This is a genomic window from Candidatus Babeliales bacterium, from assembly GCA_016929235.1.
GTDB lineage: Bacteria > Babelota > Babeliae > Babelales > JABCYS01 > JAFGJD01.
This window is the reverse complement of sequence record JAFGJD010000005.1, coordinates 104,122-127,969: the sequence shown is the minus strand read 5'-3', so window position 1 is coordinate 127,969 and position 23,848 is coordinate 104,122. Positions and strand designations below refer to the sequence as shown.

The 23,848-nt window shown below is 41.0% G+C and carries 26 protein-coding genes; 5 read left to right on the top strand and 21 right to left on the bottom strand.

The genetic code is table 11. The annotated features are described in order from the left end of the window. The first annotated feature begins 4 nt into the window (after positions 1-4). From dnaB to JW872_02690, 3 genes are all read left to right on the top strand, one after another. Positions 5-1,378, top strand: a complete 1,374-nt coding sequence (gene dnaB / locus JW872_02700) for a replicative DNA helicase (GenBank protein ID MBN1549547.1) — start codon at positions 5-7, stop codon at positions 1,376-1,378. 26 nt (positions 1,379-1,404) lie between these two features. Next, entirely contained in the window at positions 1,405-1,893 is a 489-nt protein-coding gene (gene ruvC, locus JW872_02695; protein ID MBN1549546.1) for a crossover junction endodeoxyribonuclease RuvC, read from the top strand. A 261-nt stretch (positions 1,894-2,154) separates the two neighbouring features. Next, the gene (locus JW872_02690; protein ID MBN1549545.1) at positions 2,155-2,631 is read left to right on the top strand and encodes a hypothetical protein; all 477 of its coding nucleotides are present in this window, start codon (positions 2,155-2,157) and stop codon (positions 2,629-2,631) included. Positions 2,632-2,673: 42 nt separating this feature from the next. Here JW872_02690 and JW872_02685 read toward each other — a convergent pair whose 3' ends face one another. The 7 genes from JW872_02685 to JW872_02655 all read right to left on the bottom strand — a co-directional run bounded on the left by JW872_02685 (position 2,674) and on the right by JW872_02655 (position 10,710). Then, positions 2,674-2,970, bottom strand: a complete 297-nt coding sequence (locus JW872_02685; protein ID MBN1549544.1) for a hypothetical protein — start codon at positions 2,968-2,970, stop codon at positions 2,674-2,676. A gap of 46 nt (positions 2,971-3,016) precedes the next feature. Beyond that, a complete protein-coding gene (locus tag JW872_02680) occupies positions 3,017-4,228 on the bottom strand; it encodes a hypothetical protein (protein ID MBN1549543.1) in 1,212 nt (403 codons plus the stop codon). A gap of 18 nt (positions 4,229-4,246) precedes the next feature. After that, positions 4,247-5,704 (bottom strand): S8/S53 family peptidase, encoded by a 1,458-nt coding sequence (locus tag JW872_02675; GenBank protein ID MBN1549542.1) that lies wholly within the window; start codon positions 5,702-5,704, stop codon positions 4,247-4,249. Between the two features lie 315 nt (positions 5,705-6,019). Continuing rightward, the gene (gene recF, locus JW872_02670) at positions 6,020-7,135 is read right to left on the bottom strand and encodes a DNA replication and repair protein RecF (protein ID MBN1549541.1); all 1,116 of its coding nucleotides are present in this window, start codon (positions 7,133-7,135) and stop codon (positions 6,020-6,022) included. A 13-nt stretch (positions 7,136-7,148) separates the two neighbouring features. After that, the gene (dnaN, locus tag JW872_02665) at positions 7,149-8,276 is read right to left on the bottom strand and encodes a DNA polymerase III subunit beta (protein ID MBN1549540.1); all 1,128 of its coding nucleotides are present in this window, start codon (positions 8,274-8,276) and stop codon (positions 7,149-7,151) included. 83 nt (positions 8,277-8,359) lie between these two features. Beyond that, complete coding sequence (locus tag JW872_02660; GenBank protein MBN1549539.1) at positions 8,360-9,265, bottom strand: tyrosine recombinase; 906 nt, start codon at positions 9,263-9,265, stop codon at positions 8,360-8,362. A 20-nt stretch (positions 9,266-9,285) separates the two neighbouring features. After that, positions 9,286-10,710, bottom strand: a complete 1,425-nt coding sequence (locus JW872_02655) for a proline--tRNA ligase (GenBank protein ID MBN1549538.1) — start codon at positions 10,708-10,710, stop codon at positions 9,286-9,288. A 348-nt stretch (positions 10,711-11,058) separates the two neighbouring features. Between JW872_02655 and JW872_02650 the strand changes: the two genes are divergently transcribed. Together JW872_02650 and JW872_02645 are read left to right on the top strand one after the other, a co-directional pair. After that, entirely contained in the window at positions 11,059-11,973 is a 915-nt protein-coding gene (locus JW872_02650) for an L-lactate dehydrogenase (protein ID MBN1549537.1), read from the top strand. Between the two features lie 52 nt (positions 11,974-12,025). After that, entirely contained in the window at positions 12,026-12,394 is a 369-nt protein-coding gene (locus JW872_02645) for a nucleotide pyrophosphohydrolase (protein MBN1549536.1), read from the top strand. 2 nt (positions 12,395-12,396) lie between these two features. Here the strand turns inward: JW872_02645 and JW872_02640 are convergent, their stop codons facing one another. The 14 genes from JW872_02640 to JW872_02575 form a co-directional block, all read right to left on the bottom strand. Continuing rightward, positions 12,397-13,299 carry a DMT family transporter gene (locus tag JW872_02640; protein ID MBN1549535.1) on the bottom strand — a complete coding sequence of 301 codons (903 nt, stop codon included), beginning with the start codon at positions 13,297-13,299 and terminating at the stop codon, positions 12,397-12,399. Then, positions 13,296-13,745: a hypothetical protein gene (locus tag JW872_02635; protein ID MBN1549534.1), complete on the bottom strand. Its 450-nt coding sequence runs from the start codon at positions 13,743-13,745 to the stop codon at positions 13,296-13,298. The genes JW872_02640 and JW872_02635 overlap by 4 nt, the downstream gene beginning before the upstream one ends. A 55-nt stretch (positions 13,746-13,800) precedes the next feature. Next, positions 13,801-14,475, bottom strand: a complete 675-nt coding sequence (locus tag JW872_02630) for a TVP38/TMEM64 family protein (protein MBN1549533.1) — start codon at positions 14,473-14,475, stop codon at positions 13,801-13,803. An 83-nt stretch (positions 14,476-14,558) separates the two neighbouring features. After that, positions 14,559-15,464 carry a DMT family transporter gene (locus JW872_02625; GenBank protein MBN1549532.1) on the bottom strand — a complete coding sequence of 302 codons (906 nt, stop codon included), beginning with the start codon at positions 15,462-15,464 and terminating at the stop codon, positions 14,559-14,561. Between the two features lie 12 nt (positions 15,465-15,476). Further along, on the bottom strand, positions 15,477-16,379 hold the full coding sequence (locus JW872_02620; protein MBN1549531.1) for a DMT family transporter: 903 nt from the start codon (positions 16,377-16,379) through the stop codon (positions 15,477-15,479). A gap of 103 nt (positions 16,380-16,482) precedes the next feature. After that, positions 16,483-17,301 carry a TIGR00282 family metallophosphoesterase gene (locus tag JW872_02615; GenBank protein ID MBN1549530.1) on the bottom strand — a complete coding sequence of 273 codons (819 nt, stop codon included), beginning with the start codon at positions 17,299-17,301 and terminating at the stop codon, positions 16,483-16,485. A 3-nt stretch (positions 17,302-17,304) separates the two neighbouring features. Then, positions 17,305-18,879, bottom strand: a complete 1,575-nt coding sequence (gene rny, locus JW872_02610; protein MBN1549529.1) for a ribonuclease Y — start codon at positions 18,877-18,879, stop codon at positions 17,305-17,307. An 80-nt stretch (positions 18,880-18,959) separates the two neighbouring features. After that, positions 18,960-19,238, bottom strand: coding sequence for a cell division protein ZapA (locus JW872_02605; protein ID MBN1549528.1), 279 nt, complete (start codon positions 19,236-19,238; stop codon positions 18,960-18,962). Next, positions 19,235-19,489, bottom strand: a complete 255-nt coding sequence (gene zapB, locus JW872_02600) for a cell division protein ZapB (protein ID MBN1549527.1) — start codon at positions 19,487-19,489, stop codon at positions 19,235-19,237. The genes JW872_02605 and zapB overlap by 4 nt, the downstream gene beginning before the upstream one ends. Positions 19,490-19,592: 103 nt before the next feature. After that, positions 19,593-19,943 (bottom strand): 50S ribosomal protein L20, encoded by a 351-nt coding sequence (gene rplT, locus JW872_02595; GenBank protein MBN1549526.1) that lies wholly within the window; start codon positions 19,941-19,943, stop codon positions 19,593-19,595. A gap of 65 nt (positions 19,944-20,008) precedes the next feature. Beyond that, a complete protein-coding gene (rpmI, locus tag JW872_02590; GenBank protein MBN1549525.1) occupies positions 20,009-20,200 on the bottom strand; it encodes a 50S ribosomal protein L35 in 192 nt (63 codons plus the stop codon). Positions 20,201-20,225: 25 nt separating this feature from the next. Next, a complete protein-coding gene (gene infC, locus JW872_02585) occupies positions 20,226-20,774 on the bottom strand; it encodes a translation initiation factor IF-3 (GenBank protein MBN1549524.1) in 549 nt (182 codons plus the stop codon). Positions 20,775-20,786: 12 nt separating this feature from the next. After that, entirely contained in the window at positions 20,787-21,785 is a 999-nt protein-coding gene (gene recA / locus JW872_02580; protein MBN1549523.1) for a recombinase RecA, read from the bottom strand. A gap of 70 nt (positions 21,786-21,855) precedes the next feature. Further along, positions 21,856-23,829 (bottom strand): peptidylprolyl isomerase, encoded by a 1,974-nt coding sequence (locus JW872_02575; GenBank protein ID MBN1549522.1) that lies wholly within the window; start codon positions 23,827-23,829, stop codon positions 21,856-21,858. Positions 23,830-23,848 lie beyond the last annotated feature (19 nt).

The window sequence follows — 23,848 nt, the reverse complement described above, 5'->3', positions numbered from 1 at the left end:
ACGCATGCAAAAGCGAAAACAAGAACAACGGAATCTTTCTATAGCACCTGAAACCATTCTTGGAAAAGAACTGCCGTTTAATACGGAAGCAGAAAAAGCTGTTCTTGGTGCAATCTTATTAGATGATCAGACACTTTCATCAGTGTCTGATTTTTTATTAGCACAAGATTTTTACAGTGCACCACATCGCATTGTATATGAAACCATTTTGGAACTGGCCGAGAAATTTAATCGCGTTGATTTAGTTACCTTACAAGATGAGCTGAAAAAGAAAGATCAATTGGAAGCAATCGGTGGATCATCGTACCTCCTATCGTTGCAAGATGAGATTCCGTCAGCAGGTATGATTGAATCCCATGCACGTATTATCAAAGAAAAATCAGTGCTTCGTGATCTCATTGGTTCTGCCGTTGACATTATCACGACATGCTATGATCAACAGGATAAAGCAATAGAAGCGGTTCTTGATAACGCTGAAAAAACGATTTTCAATATATCGCACAAACGTGCAAACCAAAGTTTTACACAACTGAATATTTGGTTGAAGCGAACATTCCAACACATTAACGAAATCAAGACACACGCGCATGGTATTACCGGAGTGCCGAGTGGTTTTGCAAAACTAGATCATCTTACGTCGGGTTTTCAAAAAAGCGACTTAATCGTTGTAGCAGGGCGCCCCTCGATGGGTAAGACTGGTATTGCACTCAACGCTGCGATCAATGCGGCGCGCCATGATTTTACCGTTGGCTTCTTTTCGCTCGAAATGTCAGCAGAACAACTCACGTTACGCTTGCTATCATCAGAGTCTGGCATACCACATCACAATATTCGCAATGCAACTATAACCTCTGATGAATGGCTAACACTTACTAATGTTGCTAGTTCATTAGCTTCACGAAAAATTTTTATTGATGATACTGCAATGCTCAATGTAATGGAACTGCGTGCCAAGGCTCGCAAGCTCAAAGCTGAGCATGGGCTTCAATTATTAATTGTTGATTATCTCCAATTGCTACGTGCACCTGGTCGCCATGAAAACCGACATCAGGAGGTTTCAGAAATATCGCGCGCGCTTAAGGCTCTTGCCAAAGAGCTTGCTATTCCAGTTATTGCATTGTCACAGTTATCACGTGCAGTTGATAGTCGCATGGATAAGCGACCGATGCTCTCTGATTTGCGTGAATCCGGAGCAATCGAACAGGATGCCGATTTGATAATGTTTTTATATCGTGATGTCGTGTATCATCCTGAGACCGATAACCCTGCGCTTGCCGAGCTGATTATAGGTAAGCAGCGGAATGGACCAACTGGTACTGCCTATTTGAACTTCCTTAAAGAACTTACGAAGTTTGAGGATGCGGAATACGAACAGTAAAGATGTTCGTATGAAAAGGAGAGAGAATGATCATTCTCGGCGTCGATCCCGGAACCATCATCAGTGGCTATGGAGTGTTAAAAAAAGACAAGCAACGTTCGGTCTTACTTGATTATGGATTCTTGCGCTTAGGAACAAAGGGATTACCAGAGCGTGTCTCAAAATTTCATGACAATATGCTGCATCTTATTCAAACATGGCACGTAACCGATATTGCAATCGAAACTCCATTTCTTGGCAAAAATGCTCAAAACTTTTTGAAACTTGGATATTTGCGAGGCATCATTTATCATCTTGCATATAGCAACTCAATTACACTCCACGAGTTTTCGCCACGTGAGGTTAAGCAGTCGTTAACAGGATATGGTGGCGCTAGTAAAGAACAGGTTGCTCGCATGCTCCTACGGCTATTTCCCGGATTACTGATGCCAAAAAAATTCGATGTCACAGACGCGCTTGCAGTTTCAGTTTGTGGTTTATGGAACACAAAAAAGATTATCAGCGCCCAAAAGTGACTGTTGCACTATTTAACAATCAAATTCATTTTTTTGTTACAGTTCGTATCTTATTGATTTTATTCCTTATGTATCTTTATTTTTGATTCATTTTTTTGTTGTTACTTTTCATATTGATATAAAAACTTGATTTTTATATCATTTTTTTTGTATGTTTTAGAAGCATTAAAAGTTTACAACAAACTATGACACAAATGGCGCAACTCATGATAGGAATGCAGGGGATTACTCAATGGGGGGATAAACCGGGAGGGGTAAGCCATGAAACGAGACGCAACAATGAATACTAACGCGATACTTAGATTCGGCGCAGCGGTACCAACAACAACGATAGATCTTTCAGCCGCAGAACAAGAAATCCTAACATTAAGCGATAAATTTTTAACCAACGGATTCCATTCAATCATGGTTAGGGATGTTTTTCATGGCCGAGAGCTCATGAAAACCTTCCTTGGGTCATTTAATTATTATAATGAAGTTGCATGTCTCTCAGTCAGTTCAATTCCACTTGGCAATTCCATTGTCTCTGTCCTAAAAGAGTTAGAGGCTGGGGGATGGTTGAGTTATCCATATAATGATCTCTCTGAATTTCTCTGTGACCATTTTTATAGTGATTTTCTCTGGATTGAGGTTACGAATGATCTTGTTACCATGCCTTGGTATAAGGTTTTTAGAAAACAACTCAAGGATCTCAAGTTCCATGAATCTATGCCGATCATGTTGGTGACATATCCATAGAGACCAAAACTTTTACCTCCTGATAATGGATCTTATGTAAAATCAGCTTGGCCTTGCATCTGGATAGCGTTGTGATAAATAAGCTGCAACAACCCCATAATCGGAACCTTCTGGGAAGCCAGGTGCTTGCATTGCATATACAAATGATCTCTCGTGAAAGTTCCGCAAGCCCCAATCACCATGCATATTTTTTCCTGAAATTCTCCATTGCATAACCAAGCCTTCCACGGCCCGTCGATAAGCATCCGATGATTTTGTGGGGTCTGGCATTGTTTTTGTCACCATACTTCCTATGATAAATATAATAAGCAATGTTAATTTTTTTAACGAAAAAATCATGGATATTCCTTCACGAACGTGATGCGAATGCGCTTGTAATCACCGTTTAGAGTAACGCATTATTTATCATAGGCAAAGCAGCACATAAAATGCCTCGCTCATTGATCCACAATGTTGGTGTTGTTCCATAGCCGCTTGGTTGATCATAGGCATATGAAATTTTCCCGCCATAAAAGACAAATGGATCTACGGTGAGAGGTGAAAAACTTGCAGAATCTAAAAGCTCGTGTGATATAGGCAGCGAACGCCGTTCCGAATGATGATTGGTCATATCAAAACTGAATAAGTTGGTTTTACAATGATCTGAATCATCACAATGAGCATAAAAAATATCATTACCAAAAACGCGAGGAAGCAATGGTAGAATGTTTTCATACAAAAGATCGTCTGAGCCACGACGAATGAATTTTGCTGGAAGAGTAAACGCAAACAACTGTTCATTCTTCCAGGTGTTATTATTTTTGATGATGTGGCAATACGAAAATTTAATCATATGTGTATCTGATTCGATTGTCCGAGGATGTTGAATAACAAAACCCTCGGCCTCAGAGACCATTGTAAGAAAAATTAATGCCGTTGTGTCATCAGAAAAAACATCTTCTAAGTCTGGGGCTGCAAATACCGGTTCCGCGTCTTCATACATCATTTGGAGTACTGCAGCATGAAATTCTTCTTCATTTAATGAAGAGCTTCTATTTGTCAGATTAATATCAGAAACATGGGTGGTTATAATCGAATAGGTTCCCTGAGGTGTTCTCTTAATACAGAATAGTTCAGATCCAATCCTTTGCGGATAAAGATAATCATTAATCGTGTCATGAATCAGCGGTATAACATCGCCCTGGAGATTTGCTGCAAAAATACCAAAGCGATGTCCAGGCCTTCCCGAGAAATAAAACGTTTCATTGGAAAGCCAACAAATCTTAGTAATGTCATCTATGGGATATCTAAAACTAATTGCTTTTGGAGATCGTTTATTAAAATTTTTTATGCGAACTCTCCCATGATCAATGAAACTAAATCCACTTTGATCTGGAAGTAACGTAAAGCTTGCCGGGGTATATGTAGAGAGTAGACCAGGCGATGTTTCATAGGTAACAGGATTCCATATAAGAAGATTTATATGAGATGGCGAGCGCTGATGTATAAGATACACCATGGTGCGCCCTTCATCTTGTATCTTTCCCACAGGATAGAGATACTCCTGCGCACACAACGCATTCCCCAAGAATACCAGCGCTATAATGATTTTATTCATATGACCAGATCCCCAAACCTAAGATTCAGAACTACATTTCAGCTTTTTTTCAATTCGTTGCTGTGTGTACTGTGGTAAGTGTGAGAATAGTGTACTGTTTTTTTGATTTTTTACACCACCCAACTTTTGGTATGCCTTATGAGCAACAGAAGCAACTACCTGAGAAAGATTAAGATTAGTTGGATGTGGAGATTGGTGAGCATTCTGGTTTAAAAATACTGCAAAATTTTGCTTTGCTGCTTGCCCGCCAATTGGCTGTAGCAGCATATCGTGTAGTATCGCTACAGCTGTCTCAAATTGTGCCTTATCGGCAAAATCCACATCTGGATAGTGATCTCGTATATAATTCAAGCAATGTAATACAAATAAAGCTGTTCTCATATCAAGAGTTCCTAGCAATGAGTGCGATTTCCAGCTTTGTGTGTCATGCATAAAGAACCCCGATGTATACACAACCGCAAGCAGCTGGGGTTTCGTAAAGGTGTCTTTGAACTCACCTAGCATAAGTGCAACAAAACCTGTCATTATTGGCGCTGCTGTGGATGTCCCACCCATAAAGACATAGGTCGCTTGATCATTATCCGGATAGCCTGAGCTCAAAATATTGTAGCCAGGTGCTACAAAAAGTGGCCCTATCCCCTCTTCATGTTGCGATACCTCAAATATAGGATACGCGTTATCTTTATACTTAAAGGCTCCAACATCGAAGGTTACACATGGAAATTTTGCGGGATAAGAAAGATGGGATGTTCCTGAGTTTCCCGCAGCCGTTACAGTATAAGGAATATGACCAATCGCGCGTTCAAGCTCCTTGGTAGATTGATCGTCTAGATTAATGGATTCAGCAATTTTAAGGCCCATATTAACAATATCAATATTCTGCCGATGGGCTTCCTCAAGGGCCCTGGTAAGCATATTCTTGGAGCTTTTACCATTCTCAAACGCATTAAGCAACGTAATAGTAGCATTAGGGGCAAGGCCGCTAATTCCTGTATCCTGAGAAGGCGAACGGTTCTCCCCTCCATCATCTATTCCTGAAATAATGCCCATGGTATGGCTCCCATGGCTGAGCTTTGGTTCTCCAGCAGTTGTTACAGAGCCCTCTATTTTAGGAACGAGATTAATCGTCTGGTAGGCAAACATGAGATCAGGATTAGGTCCTATTGCTGTATCGATAATCCCGATAGAAACCCCCCTACCCTTATTAGGAGCAAGCTCCCACAGGGTAAACTGATGCGGCAGATAGGGATAGTGCGGGGGAAAGTAAGGTGTTGTCTCCAGAAGTCCCGTAGTAGGGATAGCTTGATGCCATAGGACAGCATCCCGCACATCGCGCCTTATGGTGGTGTTGCCGCGCTTGGCCTGTTCTAGCTCTTGAGCCGTGAGTACCGTCCCCTCTAGACCTATATCAACTAATTCTATGCCCATAGCTCCATACATTATGGAGATACAGGTAATGAGCCATAGATACCTCATATTATTCCTTCCCCTACATTATCTAATTATAGGTTTAGGATAGGAAATTTAGAGGAGTAAAAGAAATAGATTTGATCCAAAAAAACCACCGCACTGATCGTAGATCAATACGGTGGAAAAAAGGAGAGTAGTAATGAAGCCTAAAGTTAAAGCGTTCCAAAACAACAGTAGGAACGCGTCATCACAGAAACCTAGTATGGGCAAAAATTTAATAATGTCAAAGGGCGCGAAAACTGCGATCAGTAGCCCCTTCATAGGTTTAAATTTGTCGAAAAACAATACGATGTTTTTATAAGTCTGTCAAATGAAATAAAATCAGAAATCGCCAGCAGCGGAGCAAATGTTTCCATCTGTCAATTTCATAATGACAGCGCCCTGGATGGTCAGGAGGTCCTTTAATTGAGACGGTTGCGTGGGGATTGTAAAAATGAGCTGACAGTTAAGATTGATCAACATAGCGACAAGCCGCTCAAGCGTTGCAGTATCAAAGTCAGCCATAAGATCATCGAGTAAAAAAATGATGGGACCATGTTGCTCAATGATCTCCTGTACGTGTGCAATTTTGAGTAGAAGCATAATAAGCTTTTGTTGCCCACGGGAAGCATAAAGCTTGGATTTTTTAGAACGAAAATGAATGGCAAAATCATCCAGATGCGCGCCGAACATGGAGCGACCAAGCCGCAATTCTTCCTGCTTAAGCAAATCACCGTACACTTGCAAGAATGTATCAAATGACTCATCATCGGCGTGCTTACGTGAACGATATTCAAGTGTAATATCTAATGGTGATTGCTCGGAAAAATGCTCTTTAAATAAAATATTCACTCGCTGTTCTAAGTTGGCAAGTAGGTCCCTACGTTGTTTTTGCAAGGTGATACCCTGCTCCCACAGATGCTTTGTCCAAAAACGGTACGTATCATCCGCAACATGACTTTGAGTTAAAACGGTATTTCGATGATCAACTGCCGCGCGGTATGATTTGAGTGATAGCAGGTAATCTGGATTAGAAAGTATCAATGCCTGATCAATAAATGCACGTCGAATCTCAGGGCCACCTTTGATCAACATAAGATCATCTTCGATCAGAGTAACGACTCGATAATGTGGAACAAGATCCTTAAATGATTGTATCGGCCGTTGATTAAATTTTACAAGTCTCCGTGCTCCGGAAAAACCAACTTGAATTTCAGCGGGAGCATCATCAACAGAGAGCTGTGCCTTAACAAAAAATGAATCCTTTTCAAAATTTACCAAGTCTCGTGGAATATGCGTCCTGAATGAACGCATATAACAAAGATAGTGGATTGCCTCGAGCAAGGATGTTTTACCCGAACCATTATCGCCTTCTATTACAATGATACGATCATCAAGATTCACCGAAAGCGACGAAAAGCAGCGAAAATTTTTTATGTGAAGGCTTGTTATCTGCACGTCTTTGAAAAAGTTATTGCGTTGATGGGGATACTGGCATGACAAGATACGTTAACATGTATCCTTTTTCTTTTTCGTTTGACTCGAAAATGATTGGGCGAGCGGGATTCTTTAGATAGAATGTACTTTTTTCGTCTTGGAATGCTTGAAGCCCACTCAAAAGATATGGTGAGTAAAATCTGATTTCCATTTTATCAGAGTCAAAATCTTCCAACGCAAGTGCTTCGTCTAGCTTTCCAACCTCTTTATTATGCAGAGAAACACTGAGCCGTTCCTTTTCAAAGGCAAACTTTGTAGCAATAAACTGACCTGATAGAAGGACGGACGACCTGCGCAAAGTTTTTACAAAGTTGGTTCTATCCAGACGTGCAGGTATAAATCCATTGCGATCAAGAATGGTCGAATAATTAGGAAATGGATCTACAAGTAATTTGGTAAAGAAGTTGAATGATGTTCCTGAAAATACCAGCTGGTTGCCGCAAGTTCCTAGGAACAGTGTTGCATCGTCTGAACTTTCAAGAATTTTTTTAATTTCAAAAATTGCTCGTCGCGGCAAAAGCCATTTCTTTTCGCCATCAAGCTTATATTTATTCGTAGCAATCTGTGCAAGACAGTGCCCATCTGTTGTAGTCATCTTGAGGCCTGCCGACGAAAGTTCCAAAAATAAACCGTTAAGTGCAGGATTTGCGTTATTTTGTGGAATTAGAAATGCAACTTTATTGAGTAGCTCAAGTACAAATTTTGCATCCAAATGCATCAAATTTTCAATGCGTTCTGGGAATGGTGGAAATTCCTGTGCATCCTTAATATTAAGCGTAAGCTGCGCTGTCCCTGAGGTAAGGCCGAGACTTGTATCATCAATCGTTACGGTAATATCATCAGCAAGCTCTTTTACTAAATCAAAAAGCCGACGTCCTGACACAAGAAATGAACGTGTTTCCGTTACATCACTTTCTTTGAGGGTGCAATTTGCTTGCAAACTAATTTCAAGATCTGTGCTCTTGAGAACAAGTTCACGATGACCAACATGAAACAAAATATAGTTTGTCGTATCCAGTGTTGTTCGCTTTGTGCATATAGGTTGCATGGATGATAAAACAGACAAAATCGACTTCTGTTCAATCACAAACTTGTTTTCCATAACGCATCGTCCTCAACAAAAGTGTACAGATATCAGCAAGGTTGGTAGCAGTATACTCAGATCATATAAAAAATAAAAAATTCTTATGATCGAGGATGCTTCTTATCATAAATAGATCTCAAATGACCTGTCTCTAGATGCGTATAGATCTGCACTGTTGATAGATTTTCGTGGCCGAGTAGAAGCTGCAATGAACGGAGATCTGCTCCCTTGTGTAGTAAATGTGTTGCAAGCGAGTGTCGTAATTTATGTGGTGAAACCATATCTTTTATACCAACCGAACGAGCCAGTTTTTTGAGAATCAGCCAGAACGCTTGTCGTGATATTGGCTTGACGCGTTTGCCATACAGCACAGGAAATGCATAGTCGGTTTCAACATACAAGTTGCCCTGCTGCGTAAGCTTTCGATGCGTAGTACTAAAGTAATGACGCATAAGTTCAAGAACTTCCGCTGGCAATGGAATCTGACGCTCTTTACCGCCCTTACCTTGGACAACGATTAGGCCTGTATCAAAATGCATATGCGATTTTTTGAGCGATACAAGCTCACTAATTCTCATTCCGGACACATAGAGCAAATACACAATCACCTTGTTGCGAACTCCAAGCGGTGTTATGTTGCTATTTGCTGCCTCGAGTAAAGCTTCAATATCTTTTTCAGATAGGTATTGAGGAAGTCGTTTTTCTATACGGGGAAATGCAAGTTCAGCAGCAGGATTATGAAGCCCGTGATATTCGGCCGCCCATCTATAAAATGCTTTTAAACATGAAATCTTACGAGACAAGCTTCGTGCTCCAATTTTTCGTACATGTAACCATTCAAGAAATTTTTTCAATTCATCAAGGTGCACTGTTTGTAGAATAAGCTTCTTTTCATCCAAAAACCTTTGAAACTGTGCCATATCACGCTTATAGGCATCAAATGTATTATGCGAGACGCGCTTTTCAGTAAGTAGATATGCTTCGAACTTTGTAATCAGACCATTCATACCTCTCTCCTTTTCATGCTTTAATATGCCCGTGCAAGAATAATATCGCCTAAGCTTTGCTCATGACATACGCAGCACACTTTATGATCTTTTGATTTTAATAGACACCGAATGGTTGCCTTATAAGGCTTAAATTTCTCTTCACAGAGAGGATCTTGACACCATCCAGTAATATACGCACCAGGTTCTTTTGCTAAGATATTTCCAAACTCTTCCAAAAGCTCCCCATGCTTCAGTAATGCATCACGGCGTGCACACGCTCGTTTGAATAGTTCATTTTGGATTGTATCAAGAAGCCTAGTAACATGTACAACGCATTCATTCAGCGCAATAGATTCTTTACTCATACCAAGTCGATCTTTGCACAAAACGGTACCGGCTAAAAGATCACGAGGGCCTATTTCTATACGAATAGGAACGCCCTTCATTTCCCATTTGTAGAATTTTGATCCGGGTGTTTCATGCGTATCTGCATCTACCCTGACACGAATACCTTCCTTCTCAAGGCCTTCCTTAAGATAACCAGCAGCTTTTAGAAGCGTCTGCTCATCGGCTCCCTTCTTCATAATTGGAATGATCACAACCTGTATTGGTGCAACTCGTGGCGGCATAATAAGTCCCTTATTATCGCCATGCGTCATAACCATTGCCCCAATCAAACGTGTTGTTGCACCCCAGCTAGTCAAATAAGGGTAGGCAAGTGCACCGGTCTTGTCTTGAAATTGCATGCCAAATGCCTTGGCAAAACTTTGTGAAATTAGATGTGAGGTACACATTTGGAGAGCCTTACCATCTTGCATAATCCCTTCGAGAGTATAGGTCTTATCGGCTCCAGCAAATTTTTCACTCTCTGATTTTGCTCCCGCAATTATTGGAATAGCTAATTCCTTTTCACACAAGTCAATATACTGATTTAACATAAGTAGTGCTTCCTCATGAGCCTCTTCTGCTGTTTCATGGGCAGTATGCCCCTCTTGCCAGAAAAATTCACTGGTCCTTAAAAAGGCTCGTGGACGGAGTTCCCAACGCATTACGTTAGCCCATTGATTAATTTTCATGGGAAGATCGCGCCATGATTTGATCCATTGGGCAAACATATAGTGAATTATCGTTTCTGATGTTGGGCGAATAACATATGGCTCATCAAGCTCCTTGCCCCCAGCATGTGTTACCACAGCAAGTTCGGGAGCAAATCCTTCTACATGTTCTGCTTCTTTTTTGAGAAATGACATTGGAATCAAAAGTGGGAAAATCGCATTTTGATGTCCGGTATCCTTGATTTTCTTATCTAGGATATTTTTGATATTTTCCCATAACGCCGTTCCATAGGGCCGAATAACCATAGAACCTCTGACAGGAGATTGATCAGCCAGTTCAGCCTGGTAGATAACCTCTTGGTACCATTCTGGAAACGATGTCACAAGATCAGGTAATTTTTTCATCATGCCGACTTTCAAGAAATAGCTACTTATGTCAATAGAATTACCATAAATAGACCATAATAAAAAGAAAAAGATCAAGCACCCTTAAAAAGAGGACAGTATGAAAAGTTATAAAAAAATAACAATTATCTTCTATTGGCCAAACCTTACACGAGAGGCGCTATTTGATCACAGCACAAAAATTCTTATAGAAATTCCTAGAAAAAGGATTAAGCCTTTAGATTGCCAGGGTTTATCTCTCACCTAGTAACTATAATTAAATATGCACAACAAAAAGATACTTTCTTTTTCGGTCTTGTGGTAGGTAGACTACAGTCTTAGTGTCGTTTCATAAGAAAAAGGAAACATACTATGAGGCATTCCGCAGTAGCTATCATCGGGGCAGGTTCTGTAGGAACTACGACAGCATACGCTTTAATAATGCGTAACTTAGTTCCGCATATTATGCTAGTCGATAAGAACAATAAAAAATGTATTGGAGAGGTTCTCGATCTTACTGATGCCCTTCCCTTCAGCGTTGCATCCCGTATCCATGCCGTAACAATTAAGGAGGCCAGGGAGGCTGATATTATTATCATCGCAGCAGGAGCTCGTCAGGAGCCAGGACAAGACCGTGCTGACTTAGTAAAAACAAATCGCACCATTGTATGCTCTATTATGCAGGACCTTAAACCACTTAAGACGGATACTATTATTATTGTGGTAACTAATCCGGTTGATATTATGACACGCGTTGTTCAGGCATCGTCTGGTCTTCCCATAACACAAGTGTTCGGATCTGGAACATTGCTTGATACACAAAGGCTTCGTAGTCTGCTAACCAAGCAACTTCATATTGCAGAACAATCATTACACGTAAATATTCTTGGAGAGCATGGAGATGCACAATTTGTTGCTTGGTCATCAGCAAGCGTTGCTGGAGTTCCACTGGTTAAATTTGCAGGATTATCTAGAACACAATGTGCAAAACTTGAAGATACAGTACGGCAAGAAGTGTATCGTATCATTGAATGTAAAGGTGCAACCTTTTTTGGTGTTGGCACTTGTGTTGCCGTATTATGTGAAACTATTCTATTTGATCAAAAGCGCGTGCTTCCGGTTTCCTGTTACCTAGAAGATCTAGATGTTGCTCTTAACATGCCGGCAGTCTTGGGCCGTAGAGGCATACAGCAGATCATTAAAACACCTCTCAACAACGAAGAACAAAAAAAATTAGAAACTGCGGCCGAAAAGCTTAAATCACTATATAAAATGCATTGCCAATAGCTGCCAGAGCCGTATACTTGGTTCCTAGTTTATCTAGGATGAGGAGGCTTATATGAATGACCAAGATAGAACAGTACAAGCATTAAAAGATCAAATTCAAACATTTGTCAGTGATCGCAACTGGCGCCAATATCATTCGCCAAAAAATCTTAGTATGGCTATTGCTTCAGAAGCCGCGGAGCTTTTAGATATCTTTCGATGGACAACTGAAAAAGAATCTGAAGATTTATTAGATGATCCAATCAAGGGAAAATGCATTCGCGATGAGTTATCTGACGTCCTTATCGCTCTACTCACCTTTGCGGTACACTATAATATTGATGTAAGCTCTAATTTCGAACGAAAACTGCAAGAGATCTGTGAAAAGTATCCTGTAAAAAAATGGAGGGGACGATCAGGAAAATATACAGAAGATCTATAACTCTAATCGAGAACATACCCTTGTTTAAGTTCTTCCTGATAAAATAAGTAGATACCAAAAACTACAAACCCTGTAGTAACAAAGAAATCCCAAGACACAGTCTCACCAAGAAATATCCCGCCAAGTAATGCTGCAAATAATGGTGCGGTAAATCCTGCAAATGAAAGTAATGTTGCAGAATACTTTTTGAGAAGATACGCATATAGATTCGAGAATAACACACTCGATGTAAGGATAATCAATCCTGTATAAAGAGCGAACTGACCTACATTGGTCACTGGAGCTGTATACCATCCCTCCCAGAAAAAAGAGGTGAGAAGCGCAAGCAGGCCCCCGCCCAACATTGCCACTCCATTAATCAGCACAGGAGAATATGACCCTTCTCGCACAAGTTTACGAACTACCACCCAGCCATACACCGAGCTTACTACGGCACCCAACATCAATCCTTCTGGTAATAAAAACGGTACACCTACTGGTGCTGCCTCACGCGCAGCTTGTGACAAGAGACTTGGCAAGAATCCAACAAGGCCGATACTCAAACCTACCCATTTTTTTGTGGTCATCACCTCACGAAACGCAAAGTAGGAAAACAATGCTGTGATAAATGGTGAAAGATCATAGAGCAAACATGCTTTTGCTGAGGTAAGATGTTGAAGCGCTAGAATATCAAAGACATAGGCCAAGTAGATGTAGAACAGTACAACCTGTCCAAATAGTAGATAATGATCACGCTTAAGCCGCAGCGAATAACCATTTCGGACAAGATGATAACTGAGGAGCAAGATCCCCGATAAAGTCATGCGGACACCCGTAAAAAAGATTGGGTCAGCGTAATTCAAAGCATTTTTTGATATCGTAAACGTACTTGCACAGATCAGGTAGAGGACCGCAATTAAGATCATTTTTTGTTCTTCTTACTCATTTTTTTAGCTTGTTTTAGTTCTTGTGCTTGCTGTTGTTCAGGGATAAAAAAGGTCTTTACATGAAAATTTTTAGCAGCAACTTCAGTATTCCGGCCAATATCACTAATTTTCAATCGATCGTTTTTTGCAACCGTATGTCGCTCTGTGAGCTTGAAGCGTTGTACAAAAACATCTTCTGTATTGGTTTCAAAATAGATAGCAAACGAAGGAGGAGCCATATAGCTTTGCATTTTATTCCACCAAGTAGGAGTAACCCCCGTATCAAGAGCTTTGACCTGACGTGGCTCTATGCGCAAAGCATAGGAACCATTTGGCACAACAAGCACTGGCTTATTTGTATCATTCATAAGCGTCCAAATCCATGGAAATGTTGAAAGCGGAAAGCTCACAAGAAATCCAATGATGAAACACGATTTTATATTCATAGCCTCTCCTTATAACAACGAATTTGCCTGACTATAGAAAAGCTGAGTATGAAGGTCAAGCTCTATACCAACGACGCGCAAGCATTGAGAAAATCGGCAACAATGCTAATGCTCCAAATGCCATTAGAACATGTGGCGTGACAATATCCCCAATAGTATGAATTGTTGCTAAACGACTTCCGGCAAATGCAAATAAGGTAATACTCGGAATCATTCCGACAGCTGTAGTCCAGATGAATGTTTTGAGAGGTAATGGAGTGAGCCCAATAATCATATTGGTGATGAAGAATGGGATGGCAGCGTTGAGGCGTATGCTCAACATGTAACTCCATCCATATTGTGAAAGTTCTCCTGAAAGCTTGCTTATGTAGTAAGGGTATTTTTTATGCAATGCCTCTCCAAAGACGTATCGCGCCAAAAGAAATGCCCCTATAGCTCCCGCAGTCGCAGAGATATCGACGCAAATCACCGTAGGAAACACCCCAAATAAAAAGCCGCCAGTCAATGTAAAAAGGCCGCCAAGAGGAAGTGATGCAACCACGCTTGCAGTATACGCGAGCATGAAAAGAATAATCGACAGAAACTGATGCTGATCCACCATCTCCTTCAACAAACATTGGTAATATTTTAGGTTTGCAACGGTGAGATGTTCATTGAAGTTAAATACATAAAACAAAATTGGAAGTGACGCTATCACAGCAAAAAGTAAATATTTTAGATACGTCTTCATCTGCCTTTTGAGATCCCCATAGGTCTGTGGGCTTCTTTACAAGAATCTCAATATACGCATTTTTTGAGGTATGCCAACAGCGATTAGTCGCGTACGACATATCCTTGTCGAAGTTCTTCTTGATAGAACAAATAAAGACCAACAAAAACAAGTATCGTTGAAACAACTAAGTAGATTGTAATGGGCTCATGTAGACATATCCATCCAAACAAGGCCGCAAACATCGGCATCATAAACGCTGCAAATGAAAGAAATGTTGCAGTATATTGTTGCAAAAGATACGAGTAAAGGCTGTACCCTATTGCATTACCGCCCATAAAGAGAATAAACAAAATCAGTGCCACATATCCATGAGTATATGAAACACGGTATGACTCAAATATACCTGCACCTATAAATGAGAAAAAACTCCCAATTACCATGGTATATCCCATAATAGCTATAGGGGAATATCGTTTGCACGAGACTAACTTTCTTACCAAGACCCAGCCATAGGCCCATGCGAAAACTCCGCCAATAGCAAACAGTTCTCCATAGCTAAAAATCCAGAGCATACCGTTTTTAGATGACTCGCCTGGAGATTCAGTCAACAATAGGGGAAGGAACCCTACAATGGCAATAAAAAGCCCCAACGTTTTTTTAATGGTAAGTGTTTCCTTAAAATATAGGTATGAAAGGAATGCTGTGATGAATGGGGTAAGATTAAAAATAAAACTAGAGCGCGCAGTCGTAATGTAGTCTAAAGAATAATAGATAGGCACCAGGGATAAGCACATTAACCAGAGTCCAATTGCAACGAGACTGCCCCAGTCTTTGCGCTTAATATATAGAGTATGAGGCTTCATAAAATATTGGTATACCAACAATGCTATGCCGCTCAAAAGCTGTCTTACAGCAGTCAATAAGAATGGTGGCATTACTCCGATAAGATACTTACTGATAGGAAAACTGGCTGCCGAAATTGCGTTGAACAGTATTATTAATTTCATTGAATCCTTTCATCAAATCTTGATATAACCCTGACGCAATTCTTCCTTGTAAAAGAGGTAGAATGAAACAAACACAATAACAGCAGAGGTAACAAAGTTCCATGTTACCGTTTCTCCAAGTACCAACCAACCAACAATGGCAGCGATGAATGGAGAGAAGAAACCGAGGAATGCCATTAACGTTGCCGAGTATCGCTTTAAAAGGTAGCCATAAAGGTTGTAACATATCAAATTTGAGATCATAGCAATAATCAAGGTCCAGCCCAAGAACGGTTTCCACGCTACGACAGGAAATGGATTCCACGTTTCGAATACAAGCGAGGTAGGAATACATAAGAATCCAGTGATTAACATACTCCATGCGTTAGCAGCAATTGGTGAAAATCCGTGAGTAACCATGGTGCGCAATGCTATCCAGCCAACCGTTGTTGCTGTTGCCGCGCCCAAAAGCGCAAGCTCAGGCCACGAAAAGAATCCTATATGTCCCGAAGCAAGTTCACCCTGAGATTCACTCATTAAGATAGGAAGAAAACCAATAAATCCTCCAACGAGGCCTATGATCTTGCGTTTTGTCATCTTTTCATAAAAAACAAAATAGGAAAGAAGTGCTGTGAGAAATGGGGATAAATTGTATAGAAAGCTTGCCTTAGCTGAAACCAAATACTGTAGTCCCCAGAATTCAAGTACGTTGGTGAGGTACACGTTAAAGATAGTTACTAATACAATTGGAAGAATGTCCTTTTTACGTATACGCAATGCTTTTGGATTCTTCCACAATAAGTAACCCATCAGGATAAACCCAGCTATAAGCATACGAACACCTACCGCAAAAATAGGACTACCATATCCCAATGATATTTTTCCAAAGATGAAAATAAGTGCGAATAAAACATAGAGAATAAATGCCAATATCATTGGACACCCCCTGATATACGTACGATTAATTATATGATTCCCCCCTCCTCTGTTTAGAGTAACAAACAGATAAAGGACGACGATAGAGTTGATCGAAAAAGAGTTATGAGTTCAAAGAAAACTCAGTGTCTTTTACTAAAACTCGTTCTATATTCAACGCCTTTCCGGTCATAGGATCAAACTCAATCCATACCCCACTCAAAATTGCTGGCCCAGCGTCTTCTACCATAAATCTATTGGGCATTTGAGTCAGCAAGTGCGGCATAATAGATGATGTCTTCATTCCCAGCATAGAATCAAGTGCACCCGTCATGCCAAGATCCGTAACAAAGGCCGTCCCTCCCGGTAGAATGCGTTCATCAGCAGTTTGCACATGGGTATGGGTCCCCACGACGCCCGTCACCCTACCATCCATGTAATGGCCCAAACCTATTTTCTCTGATGTGGTTTCAGCATGGAAATCAATAAAAATACACTTGGTCTTAGAATTCAGATACGTTAGTAAAGAATCGGCCGCCTTGAAAGGACAGTCTACATGCTGGTTCATAAATACGCGACCCTGGAGGTTCATAATACCAACCGTATGCCCCTGGACAGTAATCGTTGTAACACCAGTTCCTGGACAGCCACTAGGAAAGTTGGCTGGCCTGAGCACATCGTTGTTTTCGGATAAGTATTGATAGATTTCTCTACGGGCCCAGACATGATTCCCTGTAGTAATAACATTAGCTCCATTATGCTTCAAAGATGCGGCAATTCTTGGTACAATACCACGCCCATCGGTTGCTGCGTTTTCACCATTTACGACTACAGCATCAATGTCGCACTGCTTTTTCACAGCATCGATATGCTTTTGGAAAATGCCAACACCAAGCGGGCCGACAATATCACCAATAAACAGGATCCTAAGCCCTTTTTTCATTGGTTACCTCGCATATTCGACAATACGTTTTTCTCGAATCACATTAACTTTAATCTGTCCTGGGAAATTCATCTCATCCTCTATCTTTTTTGCCACGTCACGTGCCAAGATAGCAGCTTTATCATCATCAAGATAATCCTCTTGTACGATAATGCGAACTTCGCGTCCAGCCTGCAATGCGAAAGCACGTTTTACACCATCAAACTTCATCGCTAGGTCTTCAAGCGATTCAAGCCGCTTAATGTAGGCAGCGAGCGTTTCACGACGTGCACCTGGTCGCGATGCAGAAATTGTATCCGCAATTACAATGATCAGGGAATAGATCGATACATACGGAACCTCTTCATGATGAGCCGCTATGGCATTGACCACTAAGGCGTCTTCGCCGCACCGCTTAGCAATATCTGCACCAATACGAGCATGGGGGCCCTCTATCTCTGCAGAAACCGCTTTGCCTATGTCATGCAGCAAGCCAGCTCGCGCCGCAATAGATCCATTGAGACCTAGCTCCTCTGCAATCGTACGAGCAAACATGCCTACTTCTTTACTATGTTCTAAAACATTTTGTGTAAACGAGGTCCTAAAATACAACTTGCCGAGAAGTGTGATAAGCTCCGGATGTAGGCCTTGCACATCAAGGTCCTGTGCCGCATTCTTTCCGTATTCCTCGATCATTTCGTTGATTTCTTTTTCGCATTGCTCAACCGTTTCTTCAATGCGTGTTGGATTAATGCGACCATCGCCAATTAATCGTTCTAATGCCGTGCGAGCTATCTCTCTGCGAATAGGATTAAATCCAGAGATAGTGATTATTTCAGGCGTATCGCCAATCACAAATTCCATACCGGTAGCATTTTCAAGTGCTTTAATATTACGGCCTTCCTTGCCGATGATACGACCCTTCATATCATCGTTTGGCAAATGGATAATACTTGCCGAATGCTGTGAAACTTGTTCGACCGCATAGCGCTGCATCGTATCAGCAAGTATACGTATGGATTTTGTTTTTGCCGTTTCACGAGCCTCATTTTCGATTTTTTGGACCCATCGCTCATTCGACTCTTTTACTTCATTAGAGAGCGTATCAAGAAGCATTTTCTTTGCAGCATCAACACTCATACCACTGATCCGCTCAAGTTTAGCAACGAGTTCGTTATAAACGGTTTTCAGCTTATTTTCGCTGATACGGAGCATATCGCTAGTGCGAGAAAGCGTACGTTCTTTTTGATGCAATTCTCGTCGCATATCATCCATGCGGTTCTCTTTTACTTCGAGCGCATCATATTTTTCTTGGAGCTTTTTTTGAGAACGATCGAGGTCAAGGCGTTCTTCTTTCATCTCGCGTTCAAATTGTTGTCGTTTTTTATAGAGTTCGTCCTTGATCTTAATAGATGCTTCTCGCCGTTCAGATTCAATACGGTGTTTGAGATCACGGGCTCGCTCTTCAGCCTCTCGATGTAAGCGTGAGACATTTTGTAAGCGAAACCAGTTATATGCAAGTAGCACAAGACCAAGTAGAACCATGACAAAACCTGTAATCACTACAGGATTCAAAAGGTTTGTAAGCGTAATAACCATGAATTCTTCCTTGCTTTAATGTATCATTTCAAGTGTGTCAGCATTACTGACTACTTGACACGGAAGAGACACAGTCGCCGCTAAAGTACAGTAGAATCCAGAGAATCAACTAATCGTCGAACGACTAGTTCATCTTCTGCATGTTGTGCTTCTAAGGAAACAACCTGATTTGCAAATTGAAGAGCAACAAGAACAGCTAGTTTCTTTGAATCATTCATACCGGAACCGCTTGCAAACTCTTTCATCATGGCATCAACCATATCTGCCGTTTGCATAACACGCCGTTCAGGTTCATCACTCACCAAGTGATAGGTATCCCCAAAGATCTTTACGGTATATTTCTTTTTTTCTGCTGTCATAAGTTATTACCATGTTCAACTAATGCATCAATGTCTTTGATTAGGCTATCTACAAAAGACTTGGTCTTATCCTGTTCTACCTTAAGATTATCCAAGTTCTTTGATTCTTGCATTATGGTCTTTTCCATAACCTGAATCTGCTCCTGTAGTTCCTTGTTTTCCTTGCTCAATGAAACATTATTTGCTTGGAGTTCTTGCACCATATCAACAAGGGCTCTTACCCTTTTCTCAAGCATTTCTAATGTCTTCATTGCACACTCCTTATCGTTATAATCGTCTACTGCGCGACGCCTAATATCACTATCCATTACCAATGGTAGTCTAGTCGTGCTCGTTTTTTCCTGTCAAGAAAACTTATGCTGCTTTCGCAAGACCAACGAGCTGCTCAAAGACCTTAGGCTCATAGATCGCAATTTGGCTAAGCATCTTACGATTTAATTGAACGTTGGCCTTCTTTAATCCATGAATAAATTGATTATATGGCATGCCATGGGCTTCAGCAGCAGCACTTATTCTTGTAATAAAGAGAGCCCTCATAGAACGCTTCTTTTGTTTGCGCCCTGTGAAGGCAAAGGCCAATGCGCGACGCAAGGTTTCACTTGCTCGGCGAAAAATGTTTTTTCTTTGGCCCCAGTATCCCTTTGTCTGCTTCAATAGCTTCTTATGTCGTCGCTTTGTAGCAAGACCACGTTTCACTCGAGTCATATTAATTCCTTAAGTCAATTAAAGTAGGTACCCACAGAGGAATACCAATTGTTTTATAAAAATGATTAGGATACAAGATGAGTAAGATGACCAGCATCACACGGTTGAATATATGCTGACTTTCTCATGCTACGCTTTTTAGCAGAGCTCTTTTTCGTAAGCAAGTGACGATGAAAAGCTTTACTCATCTTAATCTTGCCTGACTTAGTTTTTTTAAAACGCTTTTTTGCTCCGCTGTGTGTTTTCATTTTTGGCATAAAAATCCTAAACAAATAATGATCTTTAATGTTTCAATATAAATGTACGAGACCAAAGTTTCCCCGCCCTGCTGTCTTTCTCCTGGATAACATTTGTTACACCAGCAGCCTCAAGCGCTGCGGAAATCTTATCAAACATTTCCTGACCATGCTGCTCTCTAAGAACCATCTCACGGCCTCGAAATACTAGGGTAATCTTAAGACGCTTTCCCGCATTCAAAAATTGAATAGCCTGATTCATTTTTGTTTTAAAATCATGCTCGCCAATTTTTGGACGGAATTTAAGCTCCTTAATCTGAAGGGTTTTTTGGTGCTTTTTCGCCTCTGCCATTTTCTTCTTTTTAGCATACAGCGCTTTGCCAAAATCCATGACCTTCGTAACAGGAACCCCTTCACTGCCTTGCTCACTCAACATGACCAAATCAAGTCCGGCCTCGCGTGCAACCCTTAAAGCAAGGTCACGTGGCACCACACCTAGATTCTCACCTTCATGGGTAATTAATTGAACCCGAGGTGCTCTAATATGTTCATTGACTAGAGTAGACTGGTCGTTATTTTCTCTATCGTTTCTCAAGATTATCCCGTCTTAGAGCTGTTTCTGTTCTTCTATTTTCGCAAGCAAGGCAGCTCGGACCTCATTGCGAATATCGGGATTCTTTTTAAAAAAGTCGAGCGCCTGCTCTCTTCCTTGGGCTAGGTTTTTGCCATCGAACGCAAACCAGGACCCCGATTGAGTAATTATAGTATAAAACAGACTTGCGTCCAATAGGTCAAGCTCAGGAGAAATGCCCTCAGTAAAGAGCAAATCAAGCTCAACCTTCTTAAAGGGGGGAGCAACCTTATTCTTTACCACCTTGACAGCGATTCTGTTTCCAAACTGAACCTCATTCTTTCTAAGGTTGCCAATCTTACGCACATCTAATCTCAGCGAGGCATAAAATTTGAGAGCATTGCCCCCTGACGTTGTTTCCTTTTTTGCAAAAGGGAGGCTATTAATGTTTTGTCTGATCTGATTGATAAAGATCAAAACGGTCTTAGATTTATGAACCACTGGAGTCAATTTTCTTAATGCCTGCGACATCAAACGAGCCTGTAACCCAACATGTGCGTCACCCATATCCCCTTCCAGCTCTGCTTTGGGAACCAAGGCCGCAACCGAATCTATAACGATCACATCAATAGCTCCAGATCGAACCAGCATTTCTGCAATATCCAGAGCCTGCTCTCCATAGTCAGGCTGAGAAATAATCAGATTTTCAATGTCGATACCTAACTTTGCAGCATGTGTAGGATCCAACGCATGCTCTGCATCGATAAATGCACAGATGCCCCCCCTACTTTGCGCCTGGGCAATGGCATGCAAAGCCAAGGTTGTCTTTCCAGACGACTCTGGACCGAACACTTCAATAATACGACCAACTGGGTAGCCTCCAACGCCAAGCGCTTGGTCAATCAAAATCGAGCCACTTGGGATAACCTCAACCCTTGTCCCCGGGCTATCACCCATAAGCATCACTGCTCCCTTCCCATATTGTTTATCAATTTGGGAAAAGGTGACTTCGAGGGCCTTCTTTTTTACGGCAATACGATCTGCCGTTGGTTCTGTAATTTTTTGCTTCACAAATGCATCCTTAGCTGTTCATGGATTATAACGTTTATCGATTGTCTAACGCTTTCTCATTCAACGTGATCGTTGCCGCACGACGAAGTCCCACAATGAAACTTTCTAGCTCAAGTGCCCCATACTTCTGTAGCAACTGAAGGCTAAGCTCCTGCCTATGTTGATCAAAGTCATCTTTATCAAATGCTGTCATTGAATCAAGATGCACAAGATATCCAGTGAGACCTTCAAAGACAGTTGTAGCTTTACCTGGCACTTCCAACATCAACATCGTATCGACTGGCATATTATCTTTACCTAACTTTTCTTTGCGCTTGTCGTCACTAGCTACAACCTTTACTACTTTGCGAAGAATACCATTATATTTTTTGGCAAGCTCTCCCATAGAAGAGGATGAGACATCCTTCAACGCAAGCTTAAGGTCTCTCTTGAGGGCCTTCGTCGCCTTATCACGGTAAAGATCCTCAACCACGGTTTCACGAACAGAAACAAGCTCTGGAGTATAACTTGGATGAATATCTGTCAGTTGGATCAATATCCCCAGATCACCCTCTTTGAAATAAGCGAAATCTTTTCCCCGTATTTTAAACAAGCGCTCCGCACGCACAGAACTATCACGAGTGACCTCGTCTAAGGTACGCTCCTTTCCGCCATGATTCTTAACAAACTGTTCAATGGAATCTTTATTTCCAAGCACTTTTGTTAGAAGTTCTTCAATGTCATCAGAAAATGAAAGCTTAAACTTTCTATCTACTACTTGAGCATGGAGTGAACTTTTTACAGAATCAAAAGATTTGTAGGTCATCTTTGTTCTTTCAATGAGCTGTAAAATTTCGTATCCATCATCGGTTTGAATAACTGGAGAAATATCACCAGGCTGCTTGAGTCTAAATGCTGCTGTCCCAAAAACTTTGCTCTTATCCTTTTTGACAAAGTATCCGGTCTCACCACCTTTTTTAGAGGTCTCAGGATCTTCAGATACCCCTTTTGCTTTCTTTGCAAATGAATCGGGATCTTTTATAAGCTGATCATACAGATCTTGTGTTTTTTGCTGAGCCCCATCATCTTGTTTAATCAAAATTCTACGCACATTGACTTTTGCGGGAGCATCAATGAACTTGCTTTTATGATTTTCGTAGTAATCACGCAAATCAGCATCAGAAACCATTACCTTATAATCTTGCGCCTTAAACTCCCACATCTTTCCACTGCGCCGCTCAGGAACATCATACCGTTTCGTAGTCATATTTTGCTGTTCAAAGAACGCAGTAATGTCCTTATCCTCTAATTGCGTTTCTTTTTCATGTTGCACATATGAATCAAGCGATAATTCTAATAACGTATAATCTCTAGGTGCATACTGCGTTTGATACTCATGACGCAAGGAAAAGGCTGGTACATAGAAAGCGTTACGAACTATATCTTTCACGCATCGTCGCGCCAAGGCTTTTTCTATGAACAACTCAAACTCCCGATAAGAGATTCCTTTTTGCTGTAATGCCTGTGAAATTGTCATTGCATCAAAACTTTGTGATAACAAAACATGAATGGGTATAAACTCAGACAGTTCTTCAAAGGCAAAGTAGGGATCCATTAACTTGTATGCAATATAATCTTCATCAAGATTTAAACGAAGATCTCCCGCTACAGCATCCAGTAAAACGTCATTAATAAGAGTTTCCATGGCCCATTTTTGAGGATCTTCATTTAAATCAAAGGGAACCCCGAACTGGGAAAACTGACGCTGCATCATTGCCAAACTCTCGCGCTTCGCAGAAGTTCTTCGATGATATGGCCATGCACCGATGGACGCACCATCTACATGAGCTACAGTATTTTGTTGTTTGTGTTGAGAACGTGTTAAAAAGTTAACTAGACCAAAAGAAATACTCATTCCAACGACAAGTACCCAGACAATTCCTTTATAAAAACTTCTTCGCAGCTGTGCTCGGTAGTGTGCCTTTGTCCAGTATTTGGAAACATTTTTAAACCACCTATTAAATGGCATAAACAACCCCTTGATCCGT